The organism is Vibrio sp. 10N.222.47.A9 (genome assembly GCF_963872585.1).
Taxonomy (GTDB): Bacteria; Pseudomonadota; Gammaproteobacteria; order Enterobacterales; family Vibrionaceae; genus Vibrio; species Vibrio splendidus.
In genome coordinates, this window is record NZ_CAWNBB010000022.1 from 145,414 (window position 1) to 158,295 (window position 12,882).

Genomic DNA, 12,882 nt, shown 5'->3' on the forward strand with positions numbered 1-12,882 from the left:
AATGGCAGAGAATCAATACTACGGCACTGGTCGTCGCAAAAGCTCAGCAGCTCGTGTTTTCATCAAACCAGGCTCTGGTGAGATCGTAATCAACAAGCGTAGCCTTGATGTTTACTTCGGTCGTCCAACTTCTCGTATGGTTGTTAAGCAACCTCTTGAGCTAGTTGAACTAACTGAGAAACTTGACCTTTACATCACTGTTTCTGGTGGTGGTATTTCAGGTCAAGCTGGCGCAATCCGCCACGGTATCACTCGTGCTCTTATGGAATACGATGAAACTCTACGTCCTGCTCTACGTGCAGCTGGCTATGTTACGCGTGACGCTCGTTGCGTTGAACGTAAGAAAGTTGGTCTACGTAAAGCACGTCGTAAACCTCAATTCTCTAAGCGTTAATTTTTCCTTACCGAAAAATACACGCGACCAGTTTTATTACTGGAATTGTGGTTCAAAGCTCGGCTATATGCCGGGCTTTTTGTCTTTCTGGCCCCCGCTAAACGCTTCCCCCTCCTCGTTTTATTCCTAAATTCTTATATTTTGAAAGCTTTTGTAACCCAATGTGCGCTTTGCCTCATGATTGTTACAAAAAGGTAGCTTTATCTTGTCAAAAAGTAGGGTTTTATTTATCATTTGCCGTCAATAAATAGAACTAAATACATATTTTGTTAGCCATGCTCTTTAATCGGAATTATTTCAATCCATAAGGAGCAAATGGGAGAATGTTTGGATGAGCAACGCGCCTTTAAATAACGGTCGCAGGCGTTTCTTAACCGCAACAACAGCCGTTGTTGGTGGTTTGGGAGCAGCTGCTGTAGCCGTGCCTTTTATTAAATCATGGAACCCGAGTGCCAAAGCGAAAGCTGCGGGCGCGCCGGTGGAAGTGGAAGTCAGTAAGTTAGAACCGGGACAAATGGTTCGTGTCGAGTGGCAAGGTAAACCTGTATGGGTTGTACGCCGTGCTGAGTCGGTACTAGAGAACCTAAAAGCGATCGGTGGTCAACTTCGTGACCCTCAATCTGAAACTGAACAACAACCAGACTACGCACAGAACGAGTTTCGTTCTATTAAGCCGGAGTTCTTCATTGCTGTTGGTTTCTGTACGCACTTAGGTTGTTCTCCAACTTACCTGCCAGATTCTTTTGCAGAACAAGTTCAGGGCGTTAAGTCTGGTTTCTTCTGTCCTTGTCATGGTTCAAAGTTTGATATGGCAGGTCGAGTATTCCAAGGCGTACCAGCCCCATTGAACCTTGTAGTGCCAAAGCATATGTATTTGAGTGACACTAAGATCATGATCGGTGTGGACGAGGGAGACGCATAATGCAAGGATTGCTTGATTGGGTAGAAAAACGTCTACCCGCAATGAATGCTTATAAAAAGCATTTATCTGAATACCCAATGCCTAAGAACTTTAACTTTTGGTACCTTTTCGGTTCTTTGGCAATGTTGGTACTGGTTAACCAAATCCTTACAGGTATTTGGCTAACAATGAACTACGTTCCGTCTGGTGATGGCGCATTTGCATCTGTTGAATACATCATGCGTGATGTGGAATACGGCTGGTTACTGCGTTACATGCACTCGACAGGTGCTTCGGCATTCTTCGTGGTTATCTACCTGCATATGTTCCGTGGTCTAATCTACGGTTCTTACCAAAAGCCTCGTGAGCTACTTTGGCTCTTCGGTATGCTGATCTTCTTAGTGCTTATGGCTGAGGCTTTCATGGGTTACTTACTACCATGGGGGCAAATGTCTTACTGGGGTGCTCAGGTAATCATTTCTCTGTTTGGTGCGATTCCTGTTATTGGTGATGACCTAACGCTTTGGATCCGTGGTGATTACATCATCTCTGGTGCAACGCTAAACCGTTTCTTCGCACTGCACGTTATCGCTCTACCAATCGTACTTCTGCTGCTTATCGTACTTCACGTACTAGCACTGCACGAAGTGGGTTCGAACAACCCAGACGGTATCGAGACTAAGCTTCCTAAAGGCACAATGGGCGACGACTACAAAACTCAGTTCCCATTCCATAAGGATTACACTAAGAAATACGACATCATTGACTCTGTTCCTTTCCACCCATACGGGACGGTGAAAGATATGGTCGGTGTTGCTGGTTTCCTATTCTTGTTCTGTTACGTGCTGTTCTTTAACCCAGAGATGGGTGGATACTTCCTTGAGCCGCCTAACTTCGAAGCTGCTAACCCACTGAAAACACCTGAGCATATTGCTCCAGTTTGGTACTTCACGCCGTTCTACGCTGTACTTCGTGCTGTTCCTGATAAGCTGATCGGTGTAGTTGCAATGGGTGCATCTATTGTTGTGCTATTCCTACTGCCATGGTTCGACCGTTGTAAAGTGCGTTCTTACCGTTACCGTAGCAAACTGCATTTGATTAACATCATCCAATTCACAATAAGCTTTATTGCGCTTGGTGTACTTGGTGCGCTTCCAGCAACGCCAACGTATACGCTACTGGCTCAGATCTTTAGCTTAGGTTATTTCATGTTCTTCGTTCTACTGTGGTTCTACAGTAAAAATGAAGCGACGAAACCATTACCAGAAAGGGTGACATTCAAATGAAAAAGTGGATTGTAATTTTATTTGCTATGTTGCCATCACTGGCGATGGCAGCGGGTGCAGGCGTACCATTAGACAAAGCAAACAATGATTTAACAGATAAAGCCTCATTGCAAAATGGCGCTAAGATGTTCATGAACTACTGTTTTGCTTGTCACTCAACGCAGTACCAGCGTTATGAACGTGTTGCGAATGATTTAGAGATCCCTGTAGATCTAATGAAGGAAAACCTGATTTTCGACCCTGAAGCGAAAATCGGTAGCTTGATGGTTAATGCTATGCCCTCTGATCAAGCGGCAAGTTGGTTTGGTGCTCCGCCACCAGATCTAACTTTGGTTGCTCGTGTTCGTGGCGCAGATTGGCTATACACGTACCTTCGTACCTTCTATGAAGACCCATCTCGTCCGTTTGGCGTGAACAACATTGTTTTCCCAAGTGTTGGTATGCCGCACGTTCTTGAAGAGCTGCAAGGTATTCCAACACCAATCTACGATACTCATATGGTAGATGGCGAGGAAGTGACAACTGTTGTTGGTACTGAAACTGACGGTTCTGGCGAATTAAGTGCTGGTGAATACGACGAAGCCGTTCGTGACCTTGTTAACTTTTTGGTTTACTCGGGCGACCCAGTTCAACTTGAGCGTCATGCAATGGGTTGGTGGGTAATGGCCTTCTTAGTAATCTTCACTATCATTGTGATTTTGCTGAAGAAAGAGTATTGGCGTGATGTGCACTAATTGTGCTATAATACCGTGCTAATTCCCAAATTATGTTAATGTTCAATGGAGGCTTTAGGCCTCCATTGTTTTTATTTAAAGTGTACTGGAGGGCTCCATGGCTGTAGCTGCCAATAAACGTTCTGTAATGACTCTTTTCTCAAGTGCTTCTGATATGTATAGCCATCAGGTGCGCATTGTTCTTGCTGAAAAAGGCGTAAGTGTTGAAGTTGAGTTGGTTGATGAAAAAAATCTACCAGCAGAGCTTGTTGAACTGAACCCGTACAAATCAGTACCTACTCTTATTGATCGTGAGCTTGCTTTATATGACTCAAAGATCATTATGGAGTACTTAGATGAGCGTTTCCCTCATCCACCGTTGATGCCTGTATACCCGGTTGCTCGTGGTAATAGTCGTCTAATGATGTACCGCATTGAGCGTAACTGGTATTCAGTTGCAGAGAAGATCGTTAAAGGCAACGCTGAAGAATCTGAAGCAGCTCGCGTTAAACTGCGCAACGACCTACTGACTCTTGCTCCTATCTTCGCTGAGTATGAATACTTCATGAGCGAAGAATTTAGCCTAATTGATTGTTACCTAGCTCCGCTACTATGGCGTTTACCTGAGCTTGGTATCGAATTAATTGGCCCTGGTTCTAAAGAGCTTAAGATTTACATGAACCGCGTATTCGAACGTGATTCATTCCTAGCTTCTCTAACTGAAGCTGAGCGTGAGATGCGACTCGTTCGCTAAGCGTTTATGGATATTTCAAATATGACTCCACGCCGACCATATATGCTTCGTGCATTTTATGAATGGCTGGTTGATAACGAATTAACTCCACACCTTGTTGTTGAAGCAACATTACCGGGTGTAAGAGTTCCAGAAGAGTTTGTTCAAGATGGTCAGATCATTCTGAACATCGCGCCTCGTGCGGTTGGACAACTTGAACTGGGTAACGAAGCTGTGACGTTTAGTGCTCGCTTTAGTGGTCGTCCACACTCTGTGATCGTGCCGCTTTACGCAGTACAAGCGATTTATGCTCGTGAGAATGGTGCTGGTACCATGTTTGAACCTGAAGAGGCTTACATGGAATCTTTTGAAGAAGGGATTGAAGAAAGTCCTTTTGAAGAACAAGAGAAAGGCCCATCTTTGAGCGTAGCAACGGCAGACGTAGATGCTGAAGAGCCTGACTCAGATCCTGAGCCTCCTCGTCCAGCAAAAGGTCGCCCAAGCCTTCGTGTTATCAAATAACGTTAGCTAAATAACGACTCAAATAAAAAAGCAGCGACTCGTCGCTGCTTTTTCTTTTCTGCTAAATAGCATTTAATTGGCTTGCTTAAGGCTAGTTAACGGCCGTCTCTTCTTCGCCATATTCAAACGCTCGAATCACCTGCTTTACGCCTGAAACATTACGCGCAACTTCTGTCGCGATATCAGCATGCTCTCGAGATACTAACCCAAGTAAAAACACCTCTGAATCTTCAGTGATGACTTTAACCTTGATGCCGTTGAGATCTGCGTTTGCTAGAAGAGCTGATTTCACCTTGGTAGTAATCCAGCTATCGTTACTAATAGCACTGATGGTCAATGGCTCTTTTACTCGCACCTGATTATGGATGCTTTCTACGCCTGCCACTTCTTTGGCTTGGTTTTCAAACGCGCGACGCTCTGAGTCAGTGGTCGCTTGCCCCATCAATACAACCGAACCTCGGTAAGAGCTCGCTGTGATACGAACGTTGCCACGATATGGCTGCTTGTTGGTGATGGCTGCGACTTCAAATTCGATATTGTTATCGTTCCAGATTTGTTTGGTGGATCGTGTGTCAGTGACTAAGTTCGCTGTGGTTGCAGCACCAGCAATGAAAATGCCAGCACAACCAGACAGGGACAGTGTAAGTAGCGAAACACTAATCAGCTTAAACAGCCTCATAGAGGTTAATGATTTCATTGTGATGCTCCGTATATCACTCTTCGTGAGCAGGGAAGAGTACTTGATCGATTAGGTCACATAGGCAATGCAGTGTCACCATGTGTACTTCATGAATGCGTGCTGTACGGTGTGAAGGGATACGAATTTCTACATCGTGTTCGCCAAGTAAGCCTGCCATTTCACCACCATCTTTACCCGTAAAGGCGATGATCGTCATGTCACGTGTTACCGCTGCTTCCATTGCTTTGATGATGTTCTTGCTGTTACCGCTAGTAGAGATAGCCAGTAAAATATCGCCAGTTTGACCAAACGCACGTACCTGCTTAGAGAAAATCTCTTCGTAGTGATAGTCGTTGGCTACTGCCGTTAGCGTGGTGTTGTCTGCTGTGAGAGCCATTGCTGGCAGGCTAGGGCGCTCGGTTTCAAAGCGATTAAGTAGGCACGATACAAATTGCTGAGCATTCGACGCCGAACCACCATTACCACAACAAAGAATTTTGTTTCCGTTAAGCAAGGTCGCAACCATTGCTTGAGCGGCATGCGTAATTGCGTCTGGCAGTGCTTCTGCAGCCGCAATTTGGATCTGAATACTTTCTGTAAAACTTTCTTTAATGCTGTCTAGCATGTTTATCCTTGGGTAATCGCGTTTTGAATCCAGTCGATATTGTCATTCGGCCCTTCTATGGCAACGATATCAAACCTGAAATCTGTAGAGTGCACCGACAAGCCTTGCTGCATAAGCCAAACATTGGCTGTTTTGAGCAGCTTCTGTGACTTCTTTGCTGTCACCATTTCGGCGGCATGTCCGTAGCGGGTTTGCTTGCGGTATTTTACCTCAGCAAACACAACCGTATTGTTATGGCGCATTATAAGATCAATCTCGCCACATTTAGCTATGAAGTTTTCTTGAATTAACGATAATCCGTGGCCAACTAAATAATTTTTAGCCACGGTCTCGTATTTATCACCCACTTGTTTGTGGGTGATTGTTGGTTTGGACAGGAACTTTCGGCTAAAAAGCCCCATGCTCTGCCCAGCTGATTTCACGTTGAACAACACAGTTGTTGTCGATGGTTAACACGCCGGTTTCACCTGGAATGCTGTAACCCTGTACGGCTTTCATCTGTGGCAATGCATCCATTAGGTAGTAGGCATCCATCCCCAGTGCTTGCAGACGTTTTTGGCCGTTTGAATGTGTAGGCCATAGGTCGTTTAGCTCTTTGTTAAGCTCGTTCTTGCTCTCAACCAATAGTGGGATGTCACTGTAGAACACACCCGTTAGATCTTCGTACTGCTTGTCACCGCTGTTGCTGCGTGAGTTTGAGAACAAGGCTGGTTGGTCAGCATCTGGGTTAATCGCGACTTCAATGAAAGGCTTAATCAACGTAAGCTCTGAGTTCTTCGCCACAATGTAAACAGAGTCGATATCACGACGGCTGCGCGGTTCAGTTTCTAGGTCTAGGTTAAGTAGCCCGTCCATTTGAGCGATACGTTGTTGGCTCTCTTGTAAGCCGAATACCTGATTCACATTGCGCTGAAGTTGGCGCTTGTCAGAGAATAAGGTAATCGCGACTTCGTTGTTGCTGTATTTTTTCCACTCTTTCTCAAACGCTTGCTTAACGCGGTCACCTAAACGCCCTTTTGGCGCCAGAATAAGCGGGTACTTGTAGCCTTGAGCAAAAAGGTGTTTCGCTGCCTGAGCGACTTCTTGCTCTGGCGATAGAGCGAGATAGCAAATATTGGTATCAGGTTCTAGCTGCGTCGGAATATTTAGAGCTAAAGCTGGAATCGAATTTTCGTGGTTTTTCTGCGCTTGCTGAAGCTTGGTAATATTGCTCTTAATCAGCGGGCCAACGATGAAATCTACATTGTTCTCTTCCAGTGTCGCTTTAATTTCAGCAGCACTTTGTACGTTGGTGTCCATAACCGTTAGCGTTGCGTTTTCTTCGCGCTCTTTGTCATTCATCATCGCAAAGATGAAACCATCACGCACAAGCTGTGCTTGCTTGCCGTACTTACCCGTGAGCGGCAGTAATAGCGCAGTGCTGGTTGGTTTACTGATCTCTAGCGCCAATATGTCAGTGATCGCCTGAGGTGTGTAGGTTGCTGCAGGATGACGAGGATTCTCAGCCAGCCAATCAGACAGAGTTTTCTGTAGGTTTGGAAGGTTAGAGTTCAGCGTCTTCATATAAATAGCCAGCTGTAACCAACCTGCTAGAACGTCTTCTGTCGGAGAAGTCTTAAGTTCTAGAATCTCATATTGAGAGTAGCTATTCAGGTTCTGCCAAATACGGTCGGCAGTTATCTGTTGGCTTTCGTCATCAGCGTCTACGTATTCTGAATAAAGGACTAACTCACGGCTCGCTTCGAAATACTCGCTTTGCATTTCAGAAATGTTAGCGCGTAGCTCGTGATAATCTTTCCACTGCTCGTTCGGAAGCTTCCACCAAGGCTGAAAGTTCAGCTGGCTGTACGCTTGCTGTGGTTGCGAGTTATTCACCAGCAGTTGAGCGCGAGCTAATTGCCATTCTGCTTGTTGAACTTCACTCAGCTCTTGTTTGGCTAAGCGCTTGATAAGCAGAGTCGCTTGATCGGTTTTTCCAGCTTGCACAGAAGCCTTAAGTGCCATGATTAACCAGTCGTTTTGTAGACTTCCTTTGCTACTATCCGCCTGCATCATGTAACTTTCAGTTGATTGCGCTGGATCTAGTGTAATATCAACACGCGTTGGTGCTTGAGGACCTGAAGAACAAGCCGCCAATGTAATTGCTAATGCAATTGGAGTTAGTAAGCGTGGTACACTGAGTCTCTTATGGTTCATCGTTGCCATGAGTTCTTTAAATTCCGTATAAATTTGTATCTATATTAATCGTTGAAGTGATGGTAAACAAATGACAGATAACAAAACCTTGCTCACAGAGAGCCCAACTCTCTACATTGTGCCAACCCCAATCGGAAATTTGGGAGATATCACTCAAAGAGCAATTGAAATTTTATCAAGTGTCGATGTTATTGCAGCCGAAGACACACGCCACACGGGTAAGCTGCTTGCTCACTTCAATATATCCACCAGAACGTTCGCTTTACATGATCATAATGAACAAACTAAAGCGCAAGTTCTAGTCGAAAGGTTATTAGAAGGTCAGTCTATCGCATTAGTCTCTGATGCGGGTACTCCTTTAATCAGTGATCCAGGTTACCATCTTGTCTCACAATGTCGTCAAGCGGGTGTGAGAGTTGTGCCACTTCCTGGTGCTTGTGCTGTGATTACCGCACTCAGTGCGTCAGGTTTACCGTCGGATCGTTTCAGCTTTGAAGGCTTCTTACCGCCAAAGAGCAAGGGTCGCAAAGACAAGTTCTTAGAGATTGCAAAAGCAGAGCGCACATGTATTTTCTACGAATCACCGCACCGTATTACGGATTCTTTGCAGGACATGCTAGAGATCTTAGGACCCGACCGTGAGGTCGTGTTGGCTCGTGAGCTAACCAAGACATTCGAAACCATTCAAGGATTACCATTAGGTGAGTTGATTGAATGGATAGAAGAAGACTCGAACCGCAAACGTGGTGAGATGGTGTTGCTGATCCATGGTCACCGTGAAGAAGCGAGCACCGATCTGCCAGACGAAGCAACTCGCACACTCGGCATTCTAACCAAAGAGCTACCCCTTAAAAAAGCGGCGGCGATGACAGCAGAAATTTACAATCTGAAAAAGAACGCTTTATACAAATGGGGCTTAGAGCATCTAGACAACTAGAGAGCTCTTTATAGACTAGATACCTCTTTATAGAGTAGATAACCTTTATTGAAAAAGCTTCTGAGGAATGATGGTATTACCGTTATTCCTCTTTTTTTGTCTAGATTGTGTGAAAATCATGCATTTGATTAGAGGTTTGCAGCATATTTGTGATCTCGCTAGACACTGCTCTCTAATCTCTATACAATCCGCCCTCGGAGTTGAACGGGTAATCGCTGCTTTGCTGATGTCCTTCGGGAGACTGACGTTGAGGTCCTTCGGGAAACTGACGTTGAAGTCCTTCGGGAGACTGGTAGAGGGGAGGAACGTCCGGGCTCCATAGAGCAGGGTGCCAGATAACGTCTGGGGGGCGCGAGCCCACGACAAGTGCAGCAGAGAGAAGACCGCCGATGGCCTCATTTCTTCGGAAGAGGCACAGGTAAGGCTGAAAGGGTGCGGTAAGAGCGCACCGTGCGACTGGCAACAGTTCGTAGCAAGGTAAACTCCACCCGGAGCAAGATCAAATAGGCCCTCGCATTGCGCTGCTCGCGTATGGGGGCGGGTAGATTGCTTGAGCCTGTGAGCGATTGCAGGCCTAGACGAATGGTTACCGCCGCGCAAGCGGAACAGAACCCGGCGTATGTGTCAACTCCACCTATATAAAGAACCCATCATTACTTAACGGTAGTGATGGGTTTTTTGCTTTATATTGACGTAAATGATTTAGATTTCCTTAGAATCCTTCACCCTGATATGAGCTTGGGTCAAAAATTCCCAAAGCCTATACACAATATGGTGGAGATACGGCGTGAAATCAGTACACTAAAACGTTAATAGAACAAATTATTGCCGAACTAATGGCTCAATCCACTCACTGAGAAGACTATGACAGAAGCATTCAAACATATTTCAGTATTGCTTAACGAATCTATTGACGGACTTGCGATCAAACCTGACGGTACCTACATTGATGGTACTTTTGGCCGTGGTGGTCACAGCCGTACAATCCTGTCTAAACTGGGCGAGAATGGACGACTCTTTAGTATCGACCGTGATCCACAAGCGATTGCTGAAGCTCAGAAGATTGATGATCCTCGTTTTACGATTATCCATGGTCCATTTTCGGGTATGGCTGAATATGCAGAGCGTTATGACTTAGTCGGTCAAGTGGATGGCGTATTGCTGGATTTAGGTGTTTCTTCACCACAGTTGGATGATGCTGAACGTGGCTTTAGCTTTATGAAAGATGGTCCGCTGGATATGCGCATGGACCCAACAACAGGTGTTCCTGTCTCTCAGTGGTTAGTTGAAGCGGATCTTGATGACATTACATGGGTTATTCGTGAGTTCGGTGAAGACAAACACGCTCGTCGTATCGCGAAAGGCATCATCGCTTATCAAGAGAATGAAGAGAACGAACCGCTAACGCGTACTGGTCAACTGGCTAAGCTTATCTCTGACGTCGCTCCAAAGAGCTTCAAAGAGAAAAAGCACCCAGCGACACGTGCTTTCCAAGCATTCCGTATCTACATCAACAGCGAACTTGAAGAGATCGATACCGCACTGAAAGGCGCAGCAAGCATTCTTGCTCCTCAAGGTCGTATCTCTGTTATCAGTTTCCACTCGCTTGAAGACCGTATGGTGAAGCGCTTTATCCGTAAAGAGAGCCAAGGGCCACAAGTTCCTCACGGTTTACCGCTAACAGAAGATCAAATTAAAGCTTTAGGCAGTGCCGATCTAAAACCAATTGGTAAAGCGATCAAGCCTTCTAAAGATGAAGTGGATGAGAATACTCGTTCGCGTAGTTCAGTACTACGAATCGCAGAAAAGCTATAGTCAATGAAGACCTCCAAGCCTAACTTAGCCAAGATAATATTTTTTGATTTGATCTCCGTGGGCAAGGTTCCATTGGTACTTCTTATCTGTATCTTTGCGAGTGCGATGGGGGTCGTTCTTACGACACATAATTCACGTCAGGCGATCACGAAAAAAGACATGGCATTAGTGGAACGAGAACAGCTTGATGATGAGTGGCGAAATTTAATGCTTGAAGAGACGGCTTTGGCTGAACATAGCCGCGTTCAAGCATCGGCAAAACGAGAGCTAGACATGAAACGTCCAGACTCTGACAAAGAAGTTGTGATCACACTGAAATGACCGGTAAAAAGGAAAAAGCACCCGCCAAACCCGTTAATAAATCAACGAAAGAGCGAGTGAAGAGCGAAAAGGATTCGGATCCAATTCTTATTAAATGGCGTTTCAACGTCGTTATTGCTTTCGTGTTTCTTGCCTTTGCTGCACTCGTTGGTCGTGTGGCTTACATCCAAATTATTGAACCAGATAACTTAATCCGTCAGGGCGATCTTCGCTCGGTACGTGTTAAGGCTATTCCTTCCGCCCGTGGCATTATCTCAGACCGCAATGGCGAACCGCTTGCTGTGAGTGTTCCAGTAGAGGCGGTATGGGCCGACCCGAAAACGATTTTCGATAAAAATGGTATGGCCCAGATTGATCGTTGGTATGCGTTAGCTGATGTACTTGGCTTAGAACGACAATCGATGATCGACAAGATCTCTAGCAACAAATCCCGCCGATTTGTTTACCTACAAAGACAAGTTAGCCCAGCGATGGCTAAGTATATTCGTGAACTAAAGCTGGTGGGTGTTGGCCTGAAAGCGGAATCTCGACGTTACTACCCCGCAGGCGAAGTCAGTGCACACCTTATCGGTGTTACCGGAATTGACGGGCACGGTTTAGAAGGCGTTGAACGCAGCTATGACAAATGGCTCACGGGTGAAGCAGGTAAGCGGACGATTCGTAAAGATCGCTATGGACGCGTTGTTGAAAACATTGCTTTAGAAGAGCGTGAAGAAGGCAAACCACTCGAATTAACGATCGATCAACGATTACAAGCCATTGCTTATCGAGCGATTAAGCAGGCCGTGGCCGATCACAAGGCGACTTCAGGCTCTGCGGTATTACTCGATGTGAAAACGGGTGCCGTGTTAGCCATGGTTAATGCCCCTTCTTATAATCCGAATAACCGCGCTGACTTACAAAGCTTCAAAATGCGTAACCGCGTGCTCACCGATGCAATGGAACCTGGCTCGACCGTGAAACCTTTTGTGGTTTTGGCGGCGCTAGAGAACGGCACTGCAGACCCAGATATCGTGATTGATACTGGCAATGGCATTATGCAGATCGGTGGCAGCCGCGTACGAGACTCTTCTAAAGTCGGTAAGGCTGACTTAGCGCTGATCCTCAAGAAGTCGAGTAACATCGGTGTTGCTAAATTGGCGCTTAACATGCCACTTGAAGCCTTGCTTGGGATGTACAGTTCAGTTGGTCTAGGCGAGATGTCTGGGCTGAATTTGGTTGGTGAAACGAGCGGTATTTTCCCGAATCGCCGTCGTTGGTCAAAGTTTGAAATTGCCACCTTAGCGTTCGGTTATGGCTTGTCTGTTACGCCGATGCAGTTGGCACATGCCTATGCGACGTTAGCTAATAAAGGTTTGTATGAGCCGATTCATATTATTAAGAGTAACGACCAAGATTTTTCTAAGCAAATCATCAAGCGCGAGAACGCTGAACTGGTTTTGAATATGCTAGAAGGGGTGACTCAAAAAGGCGGTACGGCGACAAGAGCTGCCGTTCCGGGTTATCGCGTTGCAGCCAAAACGGGTACCTCTCGTAAGGCTGAAGCTGGCGGCTACAGTGATGAATACATCGCGGTTACCGCAGGCTTTGCTCCAGTTAGTGATCCAAGAGTGGCATTGGTTGTTGTGGTCAATGAGCCTCAAGGCGACCTTTACTATGGTGGTTCAGTCGCAGCCCCCGTCTTTTCTGAAATCATGAAGGGCGCACTGCAAATAATGAACGTCCCTGCTGATGAAAATAAGTTTCAAGAATAGAGTTAA

General features: G+C 45.8%; 14 protein-coding genes and 1 other RNA gene. 11 read left to right on the forward strand and 4 right to left on the reverse strand.

Translation table 11 applies throughout. The annotated features are described in order from the left end of the window. Nucleotide 1 precedes the first annotated feature (1 nt). From rpsI to sspB, 6 genes are all read left to right on the forward strand, one after another. Nucleotides 2–394 carry a 30S ribosomal protein S9 gene (rpsI, locus tag AACT19_RS05740; protein WP_004740758.1) on the forward strand — a complete coding sequence of 131 codons (393 nt, stop codon included), beginning with the start codon at nt 2–4 and terminating at the stop codon, nt 392–394. A gap of 331 nt (nt 395–725) precedes the next feature. After that, entirely contained in the window at nt 726–1,316 is a 591-nt protein-coding gene (petA, locus tag AACT19_RS05745) for a ubiquinol-cytochrome c reductase iron-sulfur subunit (RefSeq protein ID WP_017072804.1), read from the forward strand. Further along, nucleotides 1,316–2,581 carry a cytochrome b gene (locus tag AACT19_RS05750; RefSeq protein WP_004729830.1) on the forward strand — a complete coding sequence of 422 codons (1,266 nt, stop codon included), beginning with the start codon at nt 1,316–1,318 and terminating at the stop codon, nt 2,579–2,581. Before petA ends, AACT19_RS05750 begins: the two co-directional genes overlap by 1 nt. After that, entirely contained in the window at nt 2,578–3,315 is a 738-nt protein-coding gene (locus AACT19_RS05755; protein ID WP_004729828.1) for a cytochrome c1, read from the forward strand. Before AACT19_RS05750 ends, AACT19_RS05755 begins: the two co-directional genes overlap by 4 nt. A gap of 97 nt (nt 3,316–3,412) precedes the next feature. After that, nucleotides 3,413–4,048, forward strand: coding sequence for a stringent starvation protein SspA (gene sspA, locus AACT19_RS05760; RefSeq protein WP_010434700.1), 636 nt, complete (start codon nt 3,413–3,415; stop codon nt 4,046–4,048). 6 nt (nt 4,049–4,054) lie between these two features. Further along, nucleotides 4,055–4,549: a ClpXP protease specificity-enhancing factor gene (gene sspB, locus AACT19_RS05765; RefSeq protein WP_017087501.1), complete on the forward strand. Its 495-nt coding sequence runs from the start codon at nt 4,055–4,057 to the stop codon at nt 4,547–4,549. Nucleotides 4,550–4,640: 91 nt separating this feature from the next. On the opposite strand, the gene AACT19_RS05770 is transcribed toward sspB, so the two are convergent. The 4 genes from AACT19_RS05770 to AACT19_RS05785 are packed head-to-tail and all read right to left on the reverse strand — an operon-like array spanning nt 4,641 to nt 8,058. Further along, the gene (locus AACT19_RS05770) at nt 4,641–5,246 is read right to left on the reverse strand and encodes a BON domain-containing protein (RefSeq protein WP_076645690.1); all 606 of its coding nucleotides are present in this window, start codon (nt 5,244–5,246) and stop codon (nt 4,641–4,643) included. A 16-nt stretch (nt 5,247–5,262) separates the two neighbouring features. Then, the gene (locus tag AACT19_RS05775) at nt 5,263–5,853 is read right to left on the reverse strand and encodes a phosphoheptose isomerase (protein WP_004729817.1); all 591 of its coding nucleotides are present in this window, start codon (nt 5,851–5,853) and stop codon (nt 5,263–5,265) included. A 2-nt stretch (nt 5,854–5,855) separates the two neighbouring features. Then, complete coding sequence (locus AACT19_RS05780; RefSeq protein WP_017084761.1) at nt 5,856–6,254, reverse strand: YraN family protein; 399 nt, start codon at nt 6,252–6,254, stop codon at nt 5,856–5,858. Further along, nucleotides 6,241–8,058: a penicillin-binding protein activator gene (locus AACT19_RS05785; protein ID WP_076645692.1), complete on the reverse strand. Its 1,818-nt coding sequence runs from the start codon at nt 8,056–8,058 to the stop codon at nt 6,241–6,243. The genes AACT19_RS05780 and AACT19_RS05785 overlap by 14 nt, the downstream gene beginning before the upstream one ends. 61 nt (nt 8,059–8,119) lie before the next feature. Here AACT19_RS05785 and rsmI point away from each other — a divergent pair, with 61 nt between their 5' ends. From rsmI to AACT19_RS05810, 5 genes are all read left to right on the forward strand, one after another. Then, nucleotides 8,120–8,986, forward strand: coding sequence for a 16S rRNA (cytidine(1402)-2'-O)-methyltransferase (gene rsmI / locus AACT19_RS05790; RefSeq protein WP_004735998.1), 867 nt, complete (start codon nt 8,120–8,122; stop codon nt 8,984–8,986). Nucleotides 8,987–9,182: 196 nt separating this feature from the next. Beyond that, an RNA gene (rnpB, locus tag AACT19_RS05795) (RNase P RNA component class A) lies at nt 9,183–9,622 on the forward strand. 228 nt (nt 9,623–9,850) lie between these two features. Further along, nucleotides 9,851–10,801 carry a 16S rRNA (cytosine(1402)-N(4))-methyltransferase RsmH gene (rsmH, locus tag AACT19_RS05800; RefSeq protein ID WP_004735996.1) on the forward strand — a complete coding sequence of 317 codons (951 nt, stop codon included), beginning with the start codon at nt 9,851–9,853 and terminating at the stop codon, nt 10,799–10,801. Between the two features lie 3 nt (nt 10,802–10,804). Further along, nucleotides 10,805–11,122, forward strand: a complete 318-nt coding sequence (gene ftsL / locus AACT19_RS05805) for a cell division protein FtsL (RefSeq protein ID WP_004735995.1) — start codon at nt 10,805–10,807, stop codon at nt 11,120–11,122. After that, nucleotides 11,119–12,876, forward strand: a complete 1,758-nt coding sequence (locus AACT19_RS05810; RefSeq protein ID WP_017091313.1) for a peptidoglycan glycosyltransferase FtsI — start codon at nt 11,119–11,121, stop codon at nt 12,874–12,876. Before ftsL ends, AACT19_RS05810 begins: the two co-directional genes overlap by 4 nt. The last annotated feature ends 6 nt before the right edge of the window (nt 12,877–12,882 follow it).

Coding starts and splice junctions, on each gene's coding strand:
- rpsI (WP_004740758.1), top strand. CDS start 2: ATGGCAGAGAATCAATACTACGGCACTGGTCGTCGCAAAAGCTCAGCA.
- petA (WP_017072804.1), top strand. CDS start 726: ATGAGCAACGCGCCTTTAAATAACGGTCGCAGGCGTTTCTTAACCGCA.
- AACT19_RS05750 (WP_004729830.1), top strand. CDS start 1,316: ATGCAAGGATTGCTTGATTGGGTAGAAAAACGTCTACCCGCAATGAAT.
- AACT19_RS05755 (WP_004729828.1), top strand. CDS start 2,578: ATGAAAAAGTGGATTGTAATTTTATTTGCTATGTTGCCATCACTGGCG.
- sspA (WP_010434700.1), top strand. CDS start 3,413: ATGGCTGTAGCTGCCAATAAACGTTCTGTAATGACTCTTTTCTCAAGT.
- sspB (WP_017087501.1), top strand. CDS start 4,055: ATGGATATTTCAAATATGACTCCACGCCGACCATATATGCTTCGTGCA.
- AACT19_RS05770 (WP_076645690.1), bottom strand. CDS start 5,246: ATGAAATCATTAACCTCTATGAGGCTGTTTAAGCTGATTAGTGTTTCG.
- AACT19_RS05775 (WP_004729817.1), bottom strand. CDS start 5,853: ATGCTAGACAGCATTAAAGAAAGTTTTACAGAAAGTATTCAGATCCAA.
- AACT19_RS05780 (WP_017084761.1), bottom strand. CDS start 6,254: ATGGGGCTTTTTAGCCGAAAGTTCCTGTCCAAACCAACAATCACCCAC.
- AACT19_RS05785 (WP_076645692.1), bottom strand. CDS start 8,058: ATGGCAACGATGAACCATAAGAGACTCAGTGTACCACGCTTACTAACT.
- rsmI (WP_004735998.1), top strand. CDS start 8,120: ATGACAGATAACAAAACCTTGCTCACAGAGAGCCCAACTCTCTACATT.
- rsmH (WP_004735996.1), top strand. CDS start 9,851: ATGACAGAAGCATTCAAACATATTTCAGTATTGCTTAACGAATCTATT.
- ftsL (WP_004735995.1), top strand. CDS start 10,805: ATGAAGACCTCCAAGCCTAACTTAGCCAAGATAATATTTTTTGATTTG.
- AACT19_RS05810 (WP_017091313.1), top strand. CDS start 11,119: ATGACCGGTAAAAAGGAAAAAGCACCCGCCAAACCCGTTAATAAATCA.